The organism is Aromatoleum toluvorans, assembly GCF_012910905.1.
GTDB lineage: Bacteria > Pseudomonadota > Gammaproteobacteria > Burkholderiales > Rhodocyclaceae > Aromatoleum > Aromatoleum toluvorans.
Window position 1 is genome coordinate 82693 of the sequence record NZ_WTVN01000004.1, and the last position, 19922, is coordinate 102614.

A 19922-nucleotide genomic window follows, 5' to 3' on the forward strand; every position below is an offset into this window, starting at 1 on the left:
GCATCACGGCTTCGGCGTATCGGCCGCCGCGCGCCACAGCGGCCGGCCCGTGGTGTCCAGATGGCACAGGTAGGCGCGCAGGTCGAATTCCAGCTGGTGGTAGTCGGGCTCCATGTGCCGGCACAGCTGGTAGAAGGCCTTGTCGTGCTCGCGCTCGCGGATGTGGGCCAGTTCGTGCACGACGATCATGCGCAGGAACTCCGGCGGCATGTCGCGGAACACGGCCGCGACGCGGATTTCGCACTTTGCCTTGAGCTTGCCGCCCTGTACGCGTGATACGCGCGTATGCGTGCCCAGCGCGTGCTGGATTACGTGCAGCTTGCTGTCGTACGCCACCTTGCTGAGTTGCCCGGCATTGCGCAGGAATTCGTCCTTGAGCGCCTGCACGTAGTCGTAGAGCGCCCGGTCGCTGCGCACCGCATGTGTCTGCGGATATTTCTTCAGCAGCAGGTCGCCGAGCCGGTCCTCCTCGATCAGCTTGCGCACCTGGGCGGCGAGATCGGGCGGGTAGCCCGCGAGATAATCGGGTGCGGTTCGGGGATGCATGCGTGTCGACGGGGTGCGAAGGCGCAATTGTACCGTCGGGGTTGCCGGGACCTTCACGCCGTGCAACGCGCGCAGGATCGTGTTGCGCAACCCGCCCGACAAGAATGTTTCGCTTCGCCACAATTCCGCGACAACGAAACGCCGCGATGCATGTATGCTTGCGCCCTCGACGCGGGATGCGGATTGCCTAGGCGTCCGGCCGGGAAAAGCGGCGCATGGAGCCGTTCGACACCGGGTGCAGTCATACTGTGCATGTGCTCCGCGGATTCGAAGCCTGACCATGACCTCATTGACGAATTCCTCAGCCTGGCGCGCACTCGCCGCCCACCGTGACGAACTCGGCGAGCGGCATCTGCGCGAACTCTTCGCGGCGGACAGTGGCCGCTTCGATCGGTTCTCGCTGCGTGCCGCGGGCCTCTTCCTCGACTACTCGAAGAACCGCATCGTGCCGCGCACGCTGGAGCTGCTCGCCGCGCTCGCGCGCGACCGCGGGCTGGAAGCCGAGCGCGCGGCGATGTTCGCAGGGCGCCGCATCAACACCACCGAAGGCCGCGCCGTGCTGCACGTCGCGCTGCGCAACCGCGGCGACGCGCCGGTCGAGCTCGACGGCAAGGACGTGATGCCGGACGTGCGCGAGGTGCTCGGCCGCGTGGGCCGCTTCGCCGACGCGGTGCGCAGCGGCGAGTGGCGCGGCTACACACGCGAAACGATCACCGACGTCGTCAACATCGGCATCGGCGGCTCCGACCTCGGCCCGGCGATGGCTTGCCAGGCGCTCGCCGCCTGCGGGCACGAACGCCTGACGATGCACTTCGTGTCGAACATCGACGGCGACCACCTCGCCGGCGTCCTGGCGAAGCTCGATCCGGCGCGCACGCTGTTCATCATCGCGTCGAAGACCTTCACGACGATCGAGACGATGACCAACGCCGCGAGCGCGCGTGCGTGGTTCCTCGCCAACGGCGGCAGCGAGGCGGCGATTCCGCAGCACTTCGTCGCGGTGTCGACGAACGCCGAGCGCGTCGCCGCCTTCGGCATCGATCTCGCGAACATGTTCGGCTTCTGGGACTGGGTCGGCGGGCGCTACTCGATGTGGTCGGCGGTCGGCCTGCCGATTGCCCTCTACGTCGGGCGCGACAACTTCGAAGCGCTCCTCGACGGCGCGCACGCGATGGACCGCCACTTCGCCGAGGCGCCGCTGGAAGCCAACATGCCGGTCATCCTCGGCCTGCTGGGCGTGTGGTATCGCGCCTTCTTCGGTTCGACGAGCGTCTCGATCGCGCCCTATGCACAGGCTCTCGCACGCCTGCCGGCCTACCTGCAGCAGCTCGAGATGGAGAGCAACGGCAAGTCGGTGACGCGCGACGGCGCGCCGGTCGACACCGCGACCTGTCCGGTGATCTGGGGCGAACCCGGCACCAACGGCCAGCATGCCTTCTTCCAGCTGCTGCACCAGGGCACGGACCTGATTCCGGTCGATTTCATCGCGCCGCTCAAGCCGAGCCACGACCTGGCCGAGCACCACCGCCTGCTGCTAGCGAACTGCATCGCGCAGAGCAAGGCGCTGATGGTCGGCAAGACGGCCGACGAGGTGCGCGCCGAACTCGCTGCCGGTGGCCTGACCGGCGACGCCCTCGAAGCGCTGGTCCCGCACCGCGTCTTCCCCGGCAACCGCCCGAGCAACACGCTGCTGCTGCCGGACCTCTCGCCGCGCGCGCTGGGCGCGCTGATCGCGCTCTACGAGCACAAGGTCTTCGTGCAGAGCGTGATCTGGGGCGTCAACGCCTTCGACCAGTGGGGCGTGGAGCTGGGCAAGCAGATCGCCACGCGCATCGCGGGCGAACTGGGCGGCGGTGCGGCCGGCGAGCACGATGCATCGACGAAAGGGCTGATCGCCGCCGTGCGCGCGGCGCACTGACGCTGCGCCTGCCGTCCGCCCGCAGGCGGGATCGTTCAGCGCGGCGCGGCGATCGCTTGACCGTGGAGAAAGTCCACCGCGTCGGCGAAAGCCTGAAGCATCCCGGGTGAAAAGGGATTGTGCCCGGCGTCGGGGACGATGCGCAGGCGGCTGCCCGGCACCGCGCGATGCAGGCGTTCCGCATTCCCGACGCGACAGACGCGATCCTGCTCGCCATGCAGGATCGCAACCGGAAGGGTGCCGAGCCGCGCGGCCAGTTCGAGCAGGCGGGTCTCTCCGAGGAAGCACTCGCGCCGCAGGTAATGGGCCTGCACGCGGTACTTGGCGAGCAGGGCGTCGCGCTCGCCGGCATCGGCCCATTCCGGCGCGGGCGCGGCCGATCCGTCCGAGAGGGTCGCCTCCCATTGCACCCAGCGGCGTACCGCTTCGATGGCGATCGTGATGTCGTCGCCGAGCACGGCATCGAACAGCCGATCGGGCAGTGCGCGCTCCCGGTCGCCGGGCGCGGCCTCGTCGAGCAGGCGCCAGCTTTCCGGGAACAACTCGCCGGCCGAGACGAAGAACCATTCCAGGTCGGCACGGCCGGTCAGGAAAACCCCGCGCAGGATCGCGCCCAGGCAGGCGTCGCGATGCTGCGCAGCGTAGGCGATGGCGAGCGCCGCGCCCCACGAGCCGCCGACGACCAGCCAGCGCTCGATACCCAGATGCAGCCGCAGCCGCTCGATGTCGGCGACGAGGTCCGCCGTCGTGTTGTGCGCGCATTCGCCGCGCGGCGTGCTGCGCCCGCAGCCGCGCTGGTCGAAGAGCACGATGCGGAAGCGCTCAGGATCGAACAGCTGCCGCATGCGCGGCGAGCAGCCGCTGCCCGGTCCGCCATGCAGGATCAACACCGGCAGGCCTTGCGGATTGCCGCATTGCTCGTGATGGAGCGCATGGCCGTCACCGGCCGCGAGCCAGCCGGATTGCCACGGCTCGATCGGCGGAAATGGCAGGGGTGACGCAGGATCGGGGCGCGGATCGGTCGCTTGCATGCGCGCGATCCTAGCGCAATCCCGCGCGCCGGCGAGGTTTCGGAGCCATGCGCCGCGAGGCGTGCGCGCATCTCATGAAAATCACTAGGTGAACTTCCCCAATTTTCCGATGTGCGATCGGGCGCTGCGGCGCATCCTGTGATCCGGCCGGGCAGTGATGCCGCGGCCAGACCCCGACACACTACTCAGGAGACACGTTCATGAAATGGGAAACCCCTTCGGCTTGCGATTTCCGCTTCGGCTTCGAAATCACGATGTACATCGCGACGCGCTGAGCGTCCGGCCGCGGCCTGCCCAGGCGGGCCGTGGCGTCTTGAGAGGAGGCGAGGGCAGTGAAGATCCGGGTGCTCGGTTCGGGGGCGGGGGGCGGATTCCCGCAATGGAACTGCAACTGCCGCAATTGCGACGGCCTGCGGCGCGGGACGGTGCGCGCGCATGCCCGTACGCAGTCGTCCATCGCGGTGAGCGGTGACGACGAGAACTGGGTGCTGTTCAACGCCTCGCCCGACGTGCTGCAGCAGATCCGCGCGTTTCCCGCGCTGCAGCCGGCCCGCGCGCTGCGCGACACGGCGATCCGCGCGATCGTGCTGATCGATGCGCAGATCGACCACACGACGGGCCTGCTGATGCTGCGCGAGCACCGCTCCCCGCATCAGCTCTGGTGCACGGCCGAGGTGCGCGAGGACCTGTCGGCCGGCAATCCGCTCTTCGGCGTGCTCGGCCATTACTGCGGCATCGACTGGCACGCGCTGCCGCTCGCCGGACGCTTCGACATCGCCGGGGCGCCGGGCGTGGCGTTCGAGGCGCTGCCGCTCACGAGCAACGCCCCGCCGTATTCGCCGCATCGCGACCAGCCGCGCCCGGGTGACAACATCGGCGTGACGCTGGTCGACGCGAAGAGCGGCCGCCGCGTGTTCTACGCGCCGGGCCTCGGCGAGATGGAGGAGCATGTGTGGGCGGCGATGCAGGCGGCCGATTGCGTGCTGGTCGACGGCACCTTGTGGACCGACGACGAGATGATCCGCCTCGGCGCCTCGACGAAGACCTCGCGCGCGATGGGTCACCTGCCGCAGTCCGGCCCCGGCGGCATGCTCGAATGGCTCGATCGCCTGCCCGCCGGCACCCGCAAGGTGCTGATCCACATCAACAACACGAACCCGATCCTCGACGAGGACAGTGCCGAGCGCGCGCAGCTTGCGGCGCACGGCATCGAGGTGGCGTACGACGGCATGGAGCTGTCGTTGTGAGCGCCGTCCCGGATCGAACGCATATGGAAGGAGAGAGTGAGATGGATTTCGACGTCGCGATCGAGGATGCCGCCGCGCGGGCATGCGCGGACAACGCGCCGCCGCTGAGCCGCGAGGAGTTCGAGGCGCGCCTGCGCGGCAAGAGCGCCAGTTACCACATCCATCACCCCTTCCACGTGATGATGGCCGAAGGGAAGCTCACGCGCGCCCAGCTGCAGGGCTGGGTCGCCAACCGTTTCTACTACCAGATCGCGATTCCGGTGAAGGACGCCGCGATCATGTCGAACTGCCCTGATCGCGAGATCCGCCGCGAGTGGATCCAGCGCATGCTCGATCATGACGGTTATGAGATCGGCGGGGTGAAGGATCCCGGCGGGATCGAGGCGTGGATCCGCTTGGGCGAGGCGGTGGGCCTCACGCGTGACGACGTCACCTCGCTGCGCCACGTCGTGCCGGCGGCGCGTTTCGCCGTCGACGCCTACGTCAATTTCGCGCGCCAGCGCCCGTGGCAGGAGGCCATCGCGTCGAGCCTCACCGAACTCTTCGCGCCGCACATCCACCAGCAGCGCATCGACACCTGGCCCGATATGTACCCGTGGGTCGATCCCGCGGGGCTGCAGTATTTCCGCAACCGCCTCGCGCAGGCACGGCGCGACGTCGCCCACGGCCTGCGCTTCACGCTCGACTACTTCAGCCGCAGCCGCGCGCTGCAGGAGCGGGCGCTGGAGATCCTGCAGTTCAAGCTCGACGTGCTGTGGGCACTCGCCGACGCGATCATGCTGAGCCAGTGTGAAATGGAAATCCGGGGGCCGAAGACATGAGCACGCCGGTCGCCATGGATGCGTGTCCGCGCGTGTCGCGCCGCTTCCGCCTGCAGTGGGAGGAGGCGCAACAGGCGTGGGTGCTGCTCTATCCTGAAGGGATGGTGAAGCTCAACCAGAGCGCGGGCGAGATCATGCGCCGTTGCGACGGCAGCCGCACGGTGGCCGCGATCGTGGCCGAGCTGGAGCAGGCCTTCGGTGCGAGCGGACTCGCGGATGACGTCGCGAAGTTCCTCGACCTCGCGCGCGGCCAGCAGTGGATCGAAGGGTAGGGAGGGCACCATGTCCGCCACCGGCATTTCCGCGCAGCCCGGCCCGCCGCTGTGGCTGCTCGCCGAACTCACCTACCGCTGCCCGCTGCACTGCGCGTTCTGCTACAACCCGGTCGACTTCGCGACGAGCGGGCCGGAGTTATCCACCGACGACTGGCTGCGCGTGCTGCGCGAGGCGCGCGCCGCGGGCAGCGTGCAATGCGGCTTCTCGGGCGGCGAGCCGATGCTGCGCGACGACCTCGAAGTGCTCGTCGCCGAGGCGCATCGCCTGGGCTTCTACACCAATCTGCTGACTTCCGGTGTCGGTCTCACGCCTGAGCGCGCCGCGGCGCTGAAGGCGGCCGGCCTCGATCACATCCAGCTGTCGTTCCAGGACTCGACGCGCGAGCTCAACGACTTCCTGTCGCACACGCGCACCTTCGACCTCAAGCAGCGCGTCGCCACGCTGATCAAGGAGAACGGCTGGCCGATGGTGATGAACTGCGTGATCCACCGGCTCAACATCGACTACATCGACCGCATCATCGAGATGGCGGTCGAGCTCGGCGCGGAATACCTCGAACTCGCGAACAGCCAGTATTACTCGTGGGCGCTCCTCAACCGCGACCAGCTGCTGCCCACGCGCGCACAGATCGAGCGCGCCGAGCGGGTGACCAACGAATACCGGGAAAAGTACGGCGACCGCATCCGCATCTTCTTCGTCGTGCCCGATTACCACGAGAAGCGCCCGAAGAAGTGCATGAACGGCTGGGGCAACGTCTTCCTCACCGTCACGCCGGACGGCACCGCGCTGCCCTGCCACACCGCGAAGATGCTGCCCGGACTGGCGTTTCCGAACGTGCGCGATCTGGGCGTGCGCGAGATCTGGTACGAATCGGAAGGCTTCAACCGCTATCGCGGCGACGGCTGGATGAAGGAAACCTGCCGCAGCTGTCCGGACAAGGAAAAGGATCTCGGCGGCTGCCGCTGCCAGGCCTACATGCTCGCGGGCGATCCGGCCGAAGCCGATCCCGTGTGCGACCGCTCGCCCGCACACCACGTCGTGCTCGACGCACTGGCGCGGGCGGAGGCGGGCAAGGGGCGGGAGGTGCCGCTGGTGTTCCGCGATCCGGCTGCGTCGCGGCGGCTTGCCGGCTGACTGCCGGAAGCTGCCGCGCCGGGCCGACCAAATCAGCGGCGATAACGGTAGCGCCAGCTGCGGCTGTCGTCGTCCCAGTAGCGGTAACCGTCGCTGTAACCACGGTCCCCCCAGTGGCGGTGATGGTGGCCGTACCCGCCGCGGTCGTAGTCCAGCGGCAGGACGATACAGCCGCCGAGCAGGCCGGCAACGAGGGACGTGGCGAGGAACTTGGTGAATGTGCGAGCCATGATTGACCTCCTTGTGAGTGGTCAACGTCCTGCCGGCAGTGGCCGCGTACGACCGACCATGACTGCTTTGTAAGACTGTGTATGCGAAGTGCCATGCAAACATGGCACTTCGGCCATGCAGCTTATGCCGCGCGCAGCGGTTCCAGGTAGTCGAGCTCCGGGCCGGCGGGCACGATTCCGGTCGGATTGAGCGCCTTGATGGAGTAGTAGCCCGCCTTGATGTGGTCGGGCCGGACGCTCGCCGCGAAGGCCGGGATCGCCAGCAGGCGCCCGAGATAGGCGAGCACCGCGGGGTAGGCGGACAGCGGCCGCAGGTTGCACTTGAACAGGCTGTAATAGGCAAGCTCGAAGCGCACCAGCGTGACGAAGGCGCGGATGTCGCTCTCGGTCAGCCGATCGCCCGTGAGCCAGTCGGCATGTGCGAGTCGCTCCTCCATCCAGTCCAGCGTCCCGAAAACCTCCGCGACCGCTTCCTCGTAGGCCTTCTGGGTGCCCGCGAAACCGGCGCGATACACGCCGTTGTTGAATCCCCCGTACAGGCGCTCGTTGACGGCGTCGATCTCCGCCTCCAGCCCGGCCGGGCGCAGGTCGATATCCTGCGTTGCGAGCGCCGCGAAGTCCTTGTCGAGGATGCGGACGATGTCCGAAGACTCGTTATTGACGATGGTGCGCGTCTTCCTGTCCCACAGCACCGGCACCGTCGCGCGGCCGGTGTGCGTCGGGTCGGCCAGCGTGTAGATCTCGTGCATGTAATTGGCGCCATTGACGCGGTCGAAATCGGTGCCGTCGCGCCCGGTGAAAGCCCAGCCCTGGTCGCCCAGGCGTGGATCCACGGCGCATACGTCGATCACGTCTTCGAGGCCCTTCAGGCGCAGCGCGATCAGCGTCCTGCACGCCCACGGGCAGATGTAGGCGACGTAGAGCTGGTAGCGCCCCGCTTCCGCGGTGAAGCCCTTCGCGTTGTCCGCACCGATCCGGTCGCGGAAACCCGAGTGCTGGCGGATGAAGCGCCCATCGGCGTCGCTCTTCTGCACCGGCTGCCAATTTTCCGTCCATTGTCCGTTTACAAGCATGTTTTTCCTCTCTCTGTCCGGGGTTCGACCCTCAATGGGGAGAAGGTATTGGACCTGCGGCGGAAGATATAGGACCGCGACGGGGCATTACTGTTGCCGCAAGCGGAACAATGTGTGGCGATTTTTTGCGAAAACAGGCCTGTGGTGGGCAGGCTATTGTTGCGGAAAGAGGAACATAACATCTCAATTGGGGCTGTTTTTCTCAACTTTACGGCCCGGTACAGTTCGGGTCGTGGTCAGCACGTGCTACGGAAACAAGGCGAGCGGCCCCAACCCCAATCAATGGAGAAACAGAATGAGCAACGGACTCGTGAATCGCCTTCTTGCTACCGACGCCGGCTGGGGGCCGCTGGCGCTGCGCCTTCCGGTGGGCATCATCTTCACCGCGCACGGCGCGCAGAAGCTTTTCGGCTGGTTCGGCGGCTACGGCCTCGAAGGGACTGGGAAGTGGATGGCGTCGATCGGTCTCGAGCCGGGCTACCTGATGGCGCTGCTGGGCGGCGGCGCGGAGTTTTTCGGCGGCCTCGCGCTGATCATCGGCCTGCTGGTGCGTCCGGCGTCGGCGGTGCTGGCCTTCGCGATGCTGGTGGCGATCTTCAGCGTGCACGCCGCCAATGGCCTGTTCATGAAGAACAACGGCTACGAGTTCGGGTTGGCGCTGCTGGCGGTCTCCATCTCGCTGCTGTTCAGCGGTGCGGGCAAGGCCTCGCTGGACGCGGTGCTGGCACCCGCGGGCGGGAAGCGCTGAGCGAAACCGGAACCATCGAGCGGAAACCACCATGCAAGACGACGCCTTCATTCTCGTTCAGAAACCTGCCGGCCCGGCCCGGCGCCTTATCCTCCTGTTCCACGGCGTGGGAGCCACGCCCGAGAACCTCCTGCCGCTCGCCGCAGCCCTCGCGGCGACCGAGCCGGCCGCCTGGGTCGTGAGCGTGCGCTCGCCGGATCCGTCGGATTTCGGCATGGGCTGGCAGTGGTTCTCCGTGCGCGGCGTGACCGAGGAAAACCGCCTCGACCGCGTCGCCGCAGCGATGCCGGGCTTCGTCCAGACCGTGCGCGACTGGCAGAAGCAGTCGGGCGTGGGTCCCGCCGCGACGACACTGCTGGGCTTTTCGCAGGGGGCGATCATGGCGCTCGAATCGACGCAGTTGCGCGACACCGTCGCCGGCGAGGTGATCTCCATCGCGGGGCGCTTTGCGCAGCCACCCAAGGTTTGTCCCGCTGCCACCGCCGTGCACTTCATCCACGGCGCGGACGACTCGGTGATCGACCCGCGCTACAGTATCGCGGGCGCGGACCGCCTCACGTCGATGGGCGCGAGCGTCGAGCTGAACCTCGTTCCCGACCTGGGGCACGCCATCGACGAAAGCGTCGTCGAGTTGCTGGGTACGAAATTGGGCAAGGCTTGAAGCCGGCCCTCACGCAAATGGAGGCCCCATCCCGGCCCGCAGCCGGGATGGGGTGGGCCGGCGCTCAGTTGGCCGAAGCCGCGGAATGCTCGAGGAGTGCGTCGGCTTCGGCCTCGACCCAGCGCTGGATGTTCGGATGGGGCATCAAGGGCTGCGCGAACCGGTACACCAATCCCTCCAGGTCGCTTTCGACCTCGGCCTCGATGCCGCCCGCCGACAGCAGCAGCGGGACCACGACGACGTCGCCCGCCGCGGCCGCGTCGGCCACCTGGCGTCGCAAGGACCCGCGGGCTTCGGCCCTCACCGGCTCGGGAGCGTCGTTGCGGTGCGTGAGAACGCTGACCGCCCGGAAGCCGCCCTTTTCCTGCAGGAAGCCCGCATGGATTTCCATGTCCTGCAGACACAGGTGGTTCTCGCCTTCGTCATTGGGCCCGTGGGCGATGAGGATGACGCTGGTCCTGGCGGGGTCGCGGACAAGCGCCAGCGCCCGCTCCAGCAGCACCTCGCTGATCAGGGGGTGCGCGTCCATCGCCTGGCCGAACAGGAAGCGCGCCGAACTCGTGACCCTGTCGAGATGACGCAGGCGTGTCGTCTTCGCCAGTTCTGCCTGCAGCCCGAGGATGTAGCGGAAGTTGCCGATGATGGGGCTGTGGGAGGAAACGAACAACGGCACCACCGCGATCTCGCGGACACCGCGGGCTTCGAGCCGATTCACCGCGGCCTGGATCGACTGCGGGTCGGCCATGCCGAAGGCGACTTCCGTCGGGCGCTGCTGGTCGAGGCTGCGCGCCATCTGTTCGACATTGGCATTCCACGGGCTGGCGGCGGAATGATGCCCTTGTCCGGAATCCGCATGGGCCCCGTGTGCCAGCAACAGGAGGCCCTCGTGGCCGTCCGCGGCCCGGGTCGCCGGTGCCGCCGCGAGGACAAGCGCAGCGCCGGCGACGGCAAGGCAGCGCGCAAACCGGGATGTCATCGTTTTCATGTCCTTCACCGAGCTGTCCGGTTCTTCAAGACCCGACGGCCATCGACCGGCCCGAACCGTCCTTTCGGGAAGAAGGATATCCCCGAACCTTTCCGTACCATAGCTGACGGCAACCAGCAGCCCGAAAAACCCGGGATGACGATCCTCACCCCGCGTCCGTCGGGAGCATCTGCGCGATATCCGGATCGTTGCTGAACGCCTCCGAAAAGTAGTTCACGAAGCTCTTCACCTTAAGCGAGGGGCGGCGCGATGGCTGGAAGACGACGTTGAGCGGCAACGGCGGCGGGCGGTAGCGCGTGAGGATGGCCTTGACGCGGCCGGCGCGCAGGTCGTCGCCGAAGGTCCAGAGGGGGGAATAGCTGATGCCGAGCCCTTCGCAGACGGCCTGGCGGATGGCCTCGGAGCTGTTGGACTGGAAGTTGCCGTCGACGCGGACGCTGTATGGACGGCCCTCGGCGTCGAGATAGCTCCATTCGTCGAGCGTCGCGAGGCCGGTGTAGAGCAGGCAGTTGTGGCGGATGAGCTCGTTCGGGTGCTGCGGTTCGCCGTGCAGCTCGATGTAGGACGGCGCGGCGAGGGTGGCGCGGTGGGCGGTGCTGATGCGGCGGGCGATCAGGCCGCTGTCCTTGAGTTCGCCGACGCGAAAGGCGACATCGATGCCGGCGGTGACGAGGTCGGTGAAGCCGTCGTCGAGCTGCAGATTGACCTTGAGGTTGGGGAAGCGGGCGTAGAAGGCGGGCAGGCGCGGCACGATGTGCAGGCGCCCGAAGGCGACCGGGGCGGCGACGCGCAGCAGGCCGGAGATCTCGCGTTCGGCGCGATGCACCTCGATATGCGCTTCCTCCAGCGTATCGAGGACCTGCCGGCAGCGTTCGTAGTAGAGCTGGCCGGCTTCGGTGAGCGCGTGGCTGCGCGAGGAACGCAGCAGGAGCGGGGCGCCCACGAGCTTCTCGAGCGCCTGCACCTGCTTGCTGATGGCGGACTGCGTGGTGCGTGCCTCGCGCGCGACGGCGGAGAAATTTCCCGTTTCGACGACGCGGACGAAGGTTTCCATCAGGCGCATGCGGTCCATCGCGGCTCCCGATCATTCCTGTGGGGAATAGATGTTATCACTGCGTCGGGCTACTCTACGGGGCCGCGCATGAAGATAATCGCCGCAAAGCGATCGGGCGACTGATCGTGACTGCAATCCACGAAGGAAACCGACCCATGACCGACACCCGCAAGCTTTTCCAGCCCGCCCGCATCGGCGACATCGAAGTCGCCAACCGCGTCGTGATGGCGCCCCTGACGCGCAGCCGCGCCGACGAGGCGGCCGGCGACGTTCCCGGCAGCGCGATGAACATCGAGTACTACCGCCAGCGCAGCAACGCGGGCCTGATCATCAGCGAAGGCACGCAGGTCTCGCCGGTGGGCAAGGGCTACATGGCGACGCCGGGTATCTATTCCGATGCGCAGGTCGAAGGCTGGAAGGCGATCACCCAGGCCGTGCATGCCGCGGGCTCGAAGATCGTCGCGCAGATCTGGCATGTCGGCCGCGTGACGCATCCGGACCTGACCGGCGGGGCCCAGCCGGTGGCGCCCTCGGCGGTCAGGCCGAAGGTTGTCGCGTACACCCGCAACGGCAAGGTGGACGTGCCCGAGCCGCACGCGCTGAGCGTCGAGGAGATCGCGGGCGTCGTGCAGGAATTCCGGCGCGCCGCCGCGAACGCGATCCGTGCAGGATTCGACGGCGTCGAGATCCACGGCGCCAACGGCTATCTGGTCGACCAGTTCCTGCGCGACGGCGCCAACCAACGCACCGACCAATACGGTGGCTCGGTCGAGAATCGCGCGCGCTTTGCGCTCGAAGTCATCGACGCGGTGGTTGCCGAAATCGGGGCAGGGCGTGTCGGCATCCGGCTGTCGCCGGTCACGCCCGCGAACGACCTGTCGGACAGCAACCCGCAGGCGGTCTTCGGCTACCTCGTCGAGGAGCTGAACAAGCGCGGCATCGCGTTCATCCACTTCGTCGAAGGCGCGACGGGCGGTGCGCGCGACGTGCCGGGCTTCGACTTCGCCTGGGCACGCAAGGCCTTTCAGGGGACCTACATCGCGAACAACGGCTACGACCGCGCGATGGCGATCGAAGCGGTCGAGTCGGGCAGAGCGGACGCCGTGGCTTTCGGTCGCCTGTACATCGCGAACCCCGACCTCGTGCATCGCCTCAAGCACGACACCGTGCTCAACGCGCCGAACCCGAAGACCTTCTACGCGCCCGGACCGGAAGGCTACACCGACTATCCGACGCTGGAGACGGTCGCGGCCTGATCGTTCTCCCTGACGACCGTTATCGGCAGCTTTCCGCCTCCTCCCGGAAGCTGCCGCCTGCGCCCCGGCTGGCTGGTCCAGGCGGGGCGTTTTTCATTCCTGCGCGGGACTGATGCTGCGGACGACGGCCTGGGTTTTTGGTTTCTGAAATTCAGCAATAGCAAAATGATTGACGATAGACGAATTGCTGTCTAGGATTCGAATCGTCCACCCCACCAACAGAGACCAAGAAATCATGACCACCAAAAAATTCGCCTCGCAGGCCGACCTCGAGGAAAAGAAGATCAGCTGGGACAAGCTCTCCGACAACGCCTGGGCCTACACCGCCGAGGGCGACCCCAATACCGGCGTGATCATCGGCGACGACGGCGTGATGATCATCGACGCGACCGCGACCCCCGTTGCTGCGCAGGGCGTGATCGCCAAGGTGCGCGAGATCACCGACAAGCCGATCAAGTACGTCGTGCTGACGCACTACCACGCCGTGCGCGTGCTCGGCGCCTCGGGCTACAAGGACGAGGGCCTGCAGCAGATCATCGCCAGCCGCGACACGTACGACCTGATCGTCGAGCGCGGCCAGCAGGACATGGATTCCGAGATCGGCCGCTTCCCGCGCCTCTTCCAGGCGGTCGAGAGCGTGCCGGGCCTCACCTGGCCGACGCTGACCTTCGAGGGCGAGATGACCCTGTGGATGGGCAAGCTCGAAGTGAAGATCAAGCAGGTCGGCCGCGGCCACACGAAGGGCGACACCATCGTCTATCTGCCGTCGCAGAACATCTGCTTCTCCGGCGACCTCGTCGAAGCCGACGCCGCCTGCTACACCGGCGACGCCTATCTCGCCGATTGGCCGCAGACCCTCGACAACCTCGCCGCGATGAAATTCGACACGCTCGTCCCGGGGCGCGGCCCCGCGCTGATCGGGCGCGAGGCGGTCGATGCCGGCCTCGCCTACACGCGCGATTTCGTCTCCACGCTGTACCGCAGCGCGCAGGAAGCGGTCGCGCAGGGTTTCGACCTGAAGGCGACGATGGCGCACACCCGCAAGAACATGGACCCGAAGTTCGGCCAGGTCTTCATCTACGAGCACTGCCTGCCCTTCGACGTGACGCGTGCGCACGACGAGGCGAGCGGCATCCGCGATCCGCGTATCTGGACCGCCGAGCGCGACCAGCAGATGTGGCATTCGCTGCAGGAATGACGTCGCCGGAGCCGTCGGCTTCCTGACGGCTCCGATCCCCCCGATTTTCCTGGCTGAGCAATCAGCCGATCAGAGTCACGCCCCGCGCGGGCGCAGGACTCCGGGCCGACGCACGCCAAGAGGCTGGTCCGGAACCATGAAAACAAACGGAGGAGACACCGTGCTGAGCACGTTCCAATACCCGAAGTTCGAGTACATCCGCCCGCCCGAGATCGCCGAAGGGCGCGAGGGGCACTACCCGGTGGTGATCGTCGGCGCCGGCCCGGTCGGCCTCGCCGCCGCGATCGACCTCGCCCGGCAGGGCCAGCGCGTGCTCCTGCTCGACAACGACGACACGGTGTCGATCGGCTCGCGCGGCGTGTGCTACGCGAAGCGCACGCTCGAAGTGCTGGATCGCCTCGGTTGCGCCGAGGAGATGGTGCAGAAGGGCGTGTCGTGGAACGTCGGCCGCACCTTCTTCCGCGAGGAGGAAGTGTTCAACTTCAACCTGTGCCCGGAGCCGGACCACCACCGGCCGGGCATGATCAACCTGCAGCAGTACTACCTCGAGGACGACCTGATCAAGCGTGCGCGCCAGCTGCCGAACCTCGAGATCCGCTTCAGGAACACCGTGATCGGCGTGACGCAGCGCGATGACTGCGCAACGCTGCGCGTCGAGACCGCGGACGGCGCCTATACGCTACACGCCGACTGGCTCATCGTCGCCGACGGCGCGCGCAGCCCGATCCGCACGATGCTGGGCCTCGACATCGACGGCAAGATCTTCATGGACCGCTTCCTGATCGCCGACGTCGTGATGAAGGCGGATTTCCCGACCGAGCGCTGGTTCTGGTTCGACCCGCCGTTCCACCGCAACCAGTCGGTGCTGCTACACCGCCAGGCCGACAACGTGTTCCGCATCGACTTCCAGCTCGGCTGGAACGTCGATCCGGAGGAAGAGAAGAAGCCCGAGAACGTCATCCCGCGCATCAAGTCGATGTTGGGTGACGATCGGGAATTCGAACTGGAATGGGTCAGCGTCTACACTTTCCAGTGCCGGCGCATGAACCGCTTCAACCACGGCCGCGTGCTCTTCGTCGGCGACTCGGCGCACCAGGTCTCGCCCTTCGGCGCACGGGGCGCGAACTCGGGCATCCAGGACACGGACAACCTCGTGTGGAAGCTGAAGCTCGTGATGGACGGCAAGGCACCCGCGACGCTGCTCGACACCTACTCGGAAGAGCGCTGCTACGCTGCCGACGAGAACATCATGAACTCGACGCGCTCGACCGACTTCATCACGCCGAAGAGCGCGGTCAGCAAGACCTTCCGCAATGCCGTGCTGGGCCTCGCCGAGAACCACGCCTTCGCCCGTGCCCTGGTGAACTCGGGGCGCCTGTCGGTGCCCAGCTTCCTCGCCGATTCGAGCCTCAACACGGCCGATTCGGAAGTCTTCGCCGGCAACATGATCCCCGGCGCGCCGCTCGACGACGCTCCGATCCAGACGACCGAAGGCACGCAGTGGCTGCTCGGCGCGGTCGGCAACCGTTTCCAGCTGCTGCACTACATCCCGGATGCGAGCGCCCTCGATGCCGCCACCGCCCGGGCGCTGCGCAGCCTGATCGACGCCCCGATCGCGGTCGAAGCGATCGTCGTGGCCGAGCGCGGCACGGCGCCCGCCGGGCTCGCGACGCTGATCGACGCGAAGGGCCGCGTGCGCGAACGCTACGACCTGCGCGAAGGCACGAGCTATCTCGTCCGCCCCGACCAGCACGTCGCCGCCCGCTGGCGCACGCTGGATGTCGCCCAGGTGCGTGTCGCCGTGGCCCGCGCGACCTGCAACGCCTGATGGAGACCGCTGCCATGGCCCTCAACACGCAACCGAACCTGCACGAACCCGGCAAGCGCCACTTCCGCGCCTTCTCGTCCGGCGACGATTTCTACGAGGCACTGATCGAAACGCACCGCGAGCTCACCGACGAGCAGAGCGCGATGGTGAACGCCCGCCTGATCCTGCTGCTCGCGAACCACATCGGCGACCTCTCGGTGCTGCGCGAGGCGATGCACATCGCGCGCGAAGGCGTCTGACAACGATACGGAGACAGACATGAGCTCACTGATCCAGAAGATCCACCACGTGGCCTATCGCTGCCACGACGCATTCGCCACCGCGCACTGGTACGAAAAGCACCTCGGCATGAAGCTGATCCTGTCGATCGCCGAGGACGCCGTGCCCTCGACCGGCGAAGCCGATCCCTACATGCACATCTTCCTCGACGCCGGCATGGGCAACGTGCTCGCCTTCTTCGAGCTGCCCACCCGCCCGACGATGGGCCGCGATCCCAACACGCCGGCCTGGACGCAGCACCTCGCGCTGCAGGTCGAGTCGCTGGACGTGCTGATGGCGACGAAGGCGCGGCTGGAGTCCGAAGGCATCGACGTGATCGGGCCGACCGACCACGCGCTCTTCCAGTCGATCTACTTCTTCGACCCGAACGGCCACCGCCTGGAACTCGCCGCGAACACCGCGTCGCCGAAGATGCTCGAAGCGCTCGACAAGGTGAAGTGGGACATGCTCGAAGAGTGGGCGCAGACCAAGAAGGCGCCGAAGCACGCGGCGTGGATGCACGACGGCAGCTACAAGGAGATGTTCAAGTGAAACTCGCGACCCTCAAGCAAGGCGGCCGCGACGGCACGCTCGTCGTCGTCAGCCGCGACCTCGCCCGCTGCCGCGCCGTCCCCGCGATCGCCCGCACGCTGCAGGCCGCACTGGACAACTGGGGCGACTGCGAAACGCAACTGCGCCAGGTGTATGAAGCGCTCAACAGTGGCGCGGTCGATTCGCAGCCGTTCGCCGAAGCCGTCTGCCACTCGCCGCTGCCGCGCGCCTACCAATGGGCGGACGGCTCGGCCTACCTCAACCACGTCGAGCTCGTGCGCAAGGCGCGCAACTCGGAAGTGCCGGAGAGCTTCTACACCGACCCGCTGATGTACCAGGGCGGCTCGGACAGCTTCATCGGCCCGCGCGACAAGGTCGTCGCGGACGAGAGCTGGGGCATCGACTTCGAGGCCGAAGTCACCGTCGTGACCGGCGACGTGCCCATGGGTGCGACGCCCGAAGAGGCCGCGAAGGCGATCCGCCTCGTGATGCTGGTGAACGACGTCAGCCTGCGCGGCCTGATCCCGAACGAACTCGCCAAGGGCTTCGGCTTCTTCCAGTCGAAGCCCGCTTCCGCGTTCTCGCCGGTCGCGGTCACGCCGGACGAACTCGGCGACGCGTGGCGCGACGCGAAGGTGCATCTGCCGCTCGTCGTGCATCTCAACGACAAGCTGTTCGGCAAGCCCAACGCCGGCATCGACATGACGTTCAACTTCGGCCAGCTGGTCGCCCACGTCGCCAGGACGCGCGAGCTTGAAGCCGGCTCCATCATCGGCTCCGGCACCGTGTCGAACAAGGCGGGCGATCTGTGGGGCTCGTCGATCGAGCACGGCGGCGTCGGCTACTGCTGCCTCGCCGAAGTGCGCACCTGGGAAACGATCGAGCAGGGCAAGCCCGCGACGCCATTCATGCGCGACGGCGACACCGTGCGCATCGAGATGTTCGATGCCCACGGCAAGAACATCTTCGGCCGGATCGAAAATACCGTCGCGACGCCCGTCGCCCACTAACCCGGGCGAGCACGGCAAGGCGCTGCCATGCGTGATGCCGAGGGGATAGAATGGAACGACAAGCTGGTTCGTCAACGAGACACGATGGAGCCTGACATGACCGACAACACCGTCGCACCGCTCTGGACGCCCTCCGCGGACCGCATCGCCGCCGCGAACGTCACCGCCTTCCGCCTGGCCGCCGAAAAGCGCTGGGGCGTATCGCTGCCCGACTACGACGCGCTGTACGCCTGGTCCGTCGCCGCGCCCGAGCAGTTCTGGGTGAGCGTGTGGGAGGATGGCGGCGTGATCGGCCAGCGCGGCGAGTGCGTGCTCGTCGACGGCGGCAAGATGCCCGGCGCGAAGTGGTTTCCCGATGCGCGCCTGAACTTCGCGCAGAACCTGCTGCGCTCGCGCGACGCCAGGGACGCGCTCGTCTTCTGGGGCGAGGACCGCGTGCAGAACCGCATGACGCACGGCGAGCTGTACCGCGCCGTCGCGCACTTCACCGCCGCGCTGCGCGAGCAGGGCGTGCAGCCGGGCGACCGCGTCGCGGCCTACATGCCGAACATGCCCGAGACGGTGATCGCGATGCTGGCCGCGGCGAGCATCGGCGCGATCTTCACCTCGGCGTCGCCGGACTTCGGCGTGCAGGGCGTGCTCGACCGCTTCGGCCAGACCGCGCCGAAGGTGCTCGTCGCCTGCGACGGCTACTCCTACGGCGGCAAGACCATCGACGTGCTCGGCAAGCTGGGTGACATCGTGCGCCAGCTGCCCTCGCTGAAGCGCGTCGTCGTCGTGCCCTACGTGCATGCCGAACACGAGCTGAAGGATGTCCCCCACGCGGTGATGTGGGAGCGCTTCATCGCCCCCTACCATTTCGTCGACGACATCGCCTTCGAGCCGCTGCCCTTCGACCACCCGCTCTACATCATGTACTCGTCGGGCACGACCGGCGTGCCGAAGTGCATCGTGCATTGCGCGGGCGGCGCGCTGCTGCAGCACCTGAAGGAACATCGCCTGCACGCCGACGTGAAGCCGGGCGACCGCCTGTTCTATTTCACGACCTGTGGCTGGATGATGTGGAACTGGCTCGTCTCGGGCCTCGCCGCGGGCGCGACGCTGTTGCTGTACGACGGCTCCCCCTTCGCGTCCGACAACGGGATCCTGTTCGACTACGCCGATGCCGAGCACATGACGCACTTCGGCACCTCGGCGAAGTTCATCGACGCCGCCGCGAAGTTCGGCCTGAAGCCGCGCGCAACGCACAGCCTCGCCTCCGTGCGCGCGATGATGAGCACCGGCAGCCCGCTCGTGCCGGAAAGTTTCGACTACGTCTATCGCGACATCAAGGCCGATCTGCAGCTGTCGTCGATCTCGGGCGGCACCGACATCATCTCGTGCTTCGTCCTCGGCTCGCCGGTGCTGCCGGTGTGGCGCGGCGAAATCCAGAGCCGCGGGCTGGGCATGGCGGTCGACGTGTGGGACGACGACGGCCGGCCGCTGCGTGGTGACAAGGGCGAACTCGTGTGCACCAAGCCTTTCCCGGTGATGCCGGTCGGCTTCTGGGGCGACGACGACGGCGCGAAGTACCACGCGGCCTACTTCGACCGTTTCCCGAACGTCTGGTGTCACGGCGACTTCTGCGAGATCACCGGGCACGGTGGTCTCGTCATCCACGGCCGCTCCGACGCGACGCTGAACCCCGGTGGCGTGCGCATCGGCACCGCGGAAATCTACCGCCAGGTCGAGAAACTGCCGGAAGTCGTCGAATCGCTCGTGATCGGCCAGGACTGGCCGCCGCAGAACCCGAACGACGTGCGCGTCGTGCTGTTCGTGAAGCTGCGCGAAGGGCTCGCGCTCGACGATGCGCTCGTCGCGCGCATCAAACAGACCATCCGCGACAACACCACGCCGCGCCACGTTCCGGCGAAAGTGCTGCAGGTCACCGACATTCCGCGCACCAAGAGCGGCAAGATCGTCGAACTCGCCGTGCGCAACGTCGTGCATGGGCGGCCGGTGAAGAACCAGGAGGCGCTCGCGAACCCCGAGGCGCTGGCGTTCTTCCGCGACCGGCCGGAACTGGGCGAATAGCGGCAGGGGCGGGCACCGGAGTC

At 67.2% G+C, this 19922-nt stretch carries 21 protein-coding genes; 15 read left to right on the top strand and 6 right to left on the bottom strand.

Annotated features, from left to right (window positions below):
• Window positions 1-3 precede the first annotated feature (3 nt).
• The gene (locus GPA22_RS04345) at window positions 4-546 is read right to left on the bottom strand and encodes a M48 metallopeptidase family protein (protein ID WP_169254872.1); all 543 of its coding nucleotides are present in this window, start codon (window positions 544-546) and stop codon (window positions 4-6) included.
• A 280-nt stretch (window positions 547-826) separates the two neighbouring features.
• On the opposite strand from GPA22_RS04345, the gene pgi reads away from it, so the two are divergent.
• Window positions 827-2464, top strand: a complete 1638-nt coding sequence (gene pgi, locus GPA22_RS04350; protein WP_169254873.1) for a glucose-6-phosphate isomerase — start codon at window positions 827-829, stop codon at window positions 2462-2464.
• A 35-nt stretch (window positions 2465-2499) separates the two neighbouring features.
• On the opposite strand, the gene pip is transcribed toward pgi, so the two are convergent.
• On the bottom strand, window positions 2500-3495 hold the full coding sequence (gene pip, locus GPA22_RS04355) for a prolyl aminopeptidase (RefSeq protein WP_169254874.1): 996 nt from the start codon (window positions 3493-3495) through the stop codon (window positions 2500-2502).
• A gap of 200 nt (window positions 3496-3695) precedes the next feature.
• On the opposite strand from pip, the gene pqqA reads away from it, so the two are divergent.
• From pqqA to pqqE, 5 genes are read left to right on the top strand one after another with little or no spacing between them, the layout of a single operon-like run.
• Complete coding sequence (gene pqqA, locus GPA22_RS04360) at window positions 3696-3770, top strand: pyrroloquinoline quinone precursor peptide PqqA (protein ID WP_076601006.1); 75 nt, start codon at window positions 3696-3698, stop codon at window positions 3768-3770.
• 57 nt (window positions 3771-3827) lie between these two features.
• Window positions 3828-4742, top strand: a complete 915-nt coding sequence (gene pqqB, locus GPA22_RS04365; RefSeq protein WP_169254875.1) for a pyrroloquinoline quinone biosynthesis protein PqqB — start codon at window positions 3828-3830, stop codon at window positions 4740-4742.
• Window positions 4743-4783: 41 nt separating this feature from the next.
• The gene (gene pqqC, locus GPA22_RS04370) at window positions 4784-5563 is read left to right on the top strand and encodes a pyrroloquinoline-quinone synthase PqqC (protein WP_169254876.1); all 780 of its coding nucleotides are present in this window, start codon (window positions 4784-4786) and stop codon (window positions 5561-5563) included.
• Window positions 5560-5835, top strand: a complete 276-nt coding sequence (gene pqqD / locus GPA22_RS04375; RefSeq protein WP_169254877.1) for a pyrroloquinoline quinone biosynthesis peptide chaperone PqqD — start codon at window positions 5560-5562, stop codon at window positions 5833-5835. The genes pqqC and pqqD overlap by 4 nt, the downstream gene beginning before the upstream one ends.
• A gap of 10 nt (window positions 5836-5845) precedes the next feature.
• Entirely contained in the window at window positions 5846-6973 is a 1128-nt protein-coding gene (gene pqqE, locus GPA22_RS04380; RefSeq protein WP_169254878.1) for a pyrroloquinoline quinone biosynthesis protein PqqE, read from the top strand.
• A gap of 32 nt (window positions 6974-7005) precedes the next feature.
• Here the strand turns inward: pqqE and GPA22_RS04385 are convergent, their stop codons facing one another.
• Window positions 7006-7203, bottom strand: a complete 198-nt coding sequence (locus GPA22_RS04385) for a hypothetical protein (RefSeq protein WP_169254811.1) — start codon at window positions 7201-7203, stop codon at window positions 7006-7008.
• 122 nt (window positions 7204-7325) lie between these two features.
• A complete protein-coding gene (locus GPA22_RS04390) occupies window positions 7326-8276 on the bottom strand; it encodes a glutathione S-transferase family protein (RefSeq protein ID WP_169254879.1) in 951 nt (316 codons plus the stop codon).
• A 295-nt stretch (window positions 8277-8571) separates the two neighbouring features.
• Here GPA22_RS04390 and GPA22_RS04395 point away from each other — a divergent pair, with 295 nt between their 5' ends.
• The gene (locus tag GPA22_RS04395) at window positions 8572-9024 is read left to right on the top strand and encodes a DoxX family protein (RefSeq protein WP_169254880.1); all 453 of its coding nucleotides are present in this window, start codon (window positions 8572-8574) and stop codon (window positions 9022-9024) included.
• A gap of 31 nt (window positions 9025-9055) precedes the next feature.
• A complete protein-coding gene (gene ypfH / locus GPA22_RS04400; protein WP_169254881.1) occupies window positions 9056-9685 on the top strand; it encodes an esterase in 630 nt (209 codons plus the stop codon).
• A 64-nt stretch (window positions 9686-9749) separates the two neighbouring features.
• Here the strand turns inward: ypfH and GPA22_RS04405 are convergent, their stop codons facing one another.
• Window positions 9750-10661, bottom strand: coding sequence for a sirohydrochlorin chelatase (locus tag GPA22_RS04405; protein WP_211168930.1), 912 nt, complete (start codon window positions 10659-10661; stop codon window positions 9750-9752).
• Between the two features lie 154 nt (window positions 10662-10815).
• Window positions 10816-11742, bottom strand: coding sequence for a LysR family transcriptional regulator (locus tag GPA22_RS04410; RefSeq protein WP_169254883.1), 927 nt, complete (start codon window positions 11740-11742; stop codon window positions 10816-10818).
• Window positions 11743-11879: 137 nt separating this feature from the next.
• Here GPA22_RS04410 and GPA22_RS04415 point away from each other — a divergent pair, with 137 nt between their 5' ends.
• The 7 genes from GPA22_RS04415 (at window position 11880) to GPA22_RS04445 (ending at window position 19899) form a co-directional block, all read left to right on the top strand.
• The gene (locus tag GPA22_RS04415; RefSeq protein ID WP_169254884.1) at window positions 11880-12980 is read left to right on the top strand and encodes an alkene reductase; all 1101 of its coding nucleotides are present in this window, start codon (window positions 11880-11882) and stop codon (window positions 12978-12980) included.
• A 235-nt stretch (window positions 12981-13215) separates the two neighbouring features.
• Window positions 13216-14178 (top strand): MBL fold metallo-hydrolase, encoded by a 963-nt coding sequence (locus GPA22_RS04420; protein WP_169254885.1) that lies wholly within the window; start codon window positions 13216-13218, stop codon window positions 14176-14178.
• Window positions 14179-14338: 160 nt separating this feature from the next.
• Window positions 14339-16006 carry an FAD-dependent oxidoreductase gene (locus GPA22_RS04425; protein ID WP_169254886.1) on the top strand — a complete coding sequence of 556 codons (1668 nt, stop codon included), beginning with the start codon at window positions 14339-14341 and terminating at the stop codon, window positions 16004-16006.
• Between the two features lie 14 nt (window positions 16007-16020).
• A complete protein-coding gene (locus GPA22_RS04430) occupies window positions 16021-16245 on the top strand; it encodes a DUF2783 domain-containing protein (RefSeq protein WP_169254887.1) in 225 nt (74 codons plus the stop codon).
• A gap of 19 nt (window positions 16246-16264) precedes the next feature.
• A complete protein-coding gene (locus tag GPA22_RS04435) occupies window positions 16265-16816 on the top strand; it encodes a VOC family protein (protein WP_169254888.1) in 552 nt (183 codons plus the stop codon).
• Window positions 16813-17826, top strand: coding sequence for a fumarylacetoacetate hydrolase family protein (locus GPA22_RS04440; RefSeq protein ID WP_169254889.1), 1014 nt, complete (start codon window positions 16813-16815; stop codon window positions 17824-17826). Before GPA22_RS04435 ends, GPA22_RS04440 begins: the two co-directional genes overlap by 4 nt.
• 96 nt (window positions 17827-17922) lie before the next feature.
• Window positions 17923-19899, top strand: coding sequence for an acetoacetate--CoA ligase (locus GPA22_RS04445; RefSeq protein WP_169254890.1), 1977 nt, complete (start codon window positions 17923-17925; stop codon window positions 19897-19899).
• The last annotated feature ends 23 nt before the right edge of the window (window positions 19900-19922 follow it).

Coding starts and splice junctions, on each gene's coding strand:
- GPA22_RS04405 (WP_211168930.1), bottom strand. CDS start 10,661: ATGACATCCCGGTTTGCGCGCTGCCTTGCCGTCGCCGGCGCTGCGCTT.
- pip (WP_169254874.1), bottom strand. CDS start 3,495: ATGCAAGCGACCGATCCGCGCCCCGATCCTGCGTCACCCCTGCCATTT.
- GPA22_RS04390 (WP_169254879.1), bottom strand. CDS start 8,276: ATGCTTGTAAACGGACAATGGACGGAAAATTGGCAGCCGGTGCAGAAG.
- GPA22_RS04445 (WP_169254890.1), top strand. CDS start 17,923: ATGACCGACAACACCGTCGCACCGCTCTGGACGCCCTCCGCGGACCGC.
- GPA22_RS04435 (WP_169254888.1), top strand. CDS start 16,265: ATGAGCTCACTGATCCAGAAGATCCACCACGTGGCCTATCGCTGCCAC.
- GPA22_RS04410 (WP_169254883.1), bottom strand. CDS start 11,742: ATGGACCGCATGCGCCTGATGGAAACCTTCGTCCGCGTCGTCGAAACG.
- GPA22_RS04385 (WP_169254811.1), bottom strand. CDS start 7,203: ATGGCTCGCACATTCACCAAGTTCCTCGCCACGTCCCTCGTTGCCGGC.
- pqqC (WP_169254876.1), top strand. CDS start 4,784: ATGGATTTCGACGTCGCGATCGAGGATGCCGCCGCGCGGGCATGCGCG.
- GPA22_RS04395 (WP_169254880.1), top strand. CDS start 8,572: ATGAGCAACGGACTCGTGAATCGCCTTCTTGCTACCGACGCCGGCTGG.
- GPA22_RS04430 (WP_169254887.1), top strand. CDS start 16,021: ATGGCCCTCAACACGCAACCGAACCTGCACGAACCCGGCAAGCGCCAC.
- GPA22_RS04420 (WP_169254885.1), top strand. CDS start 13,216: ATGACCACCAAAAAATTCGCCTCGCAGGCCGACCTCGAGGAAAAGAAG.
- GPA22_RS04415 (WP_169254884.1), top strand. CDS start 11,880: ATGACCGACACCCGCAAGCTTTTCCAGCCCGCCCGCATCGGCGACATC.
- ypfH (WP_169254881.1), top strand. CDS start 9,056: ATGCAAGACGACGCCTTCATTCTCGTTCAGAAACCTGCCGGCCCGGCC.
- pqqE (WP_169254878.1), top strand. CDS start 5,846: ATGTCCGCCACCGGCATTTCCGCGCAGCCCGGCCCGCCGCTGTGGCTG.
- pgi (WP_169254873.1), top strand. CDS start 827: ATGACCTCATTGACGAATTCCTCAGCCTGGCGCGCACTCGCCGCCCAC.
- GPA22_RS04345 (WP_169254872.1), bottom strand. CDS start 546: ATGCATCCCCGAACCGCACCCGATTATCTCGCGGGCTACCCGCCCGAT.
- pqqD (WP_169254877.1), top strand. CDS start 5,560: ATGAGCACGCCGGTCGCCATGGATGCGTGTCCGCGCGTGTCGCGCCGC.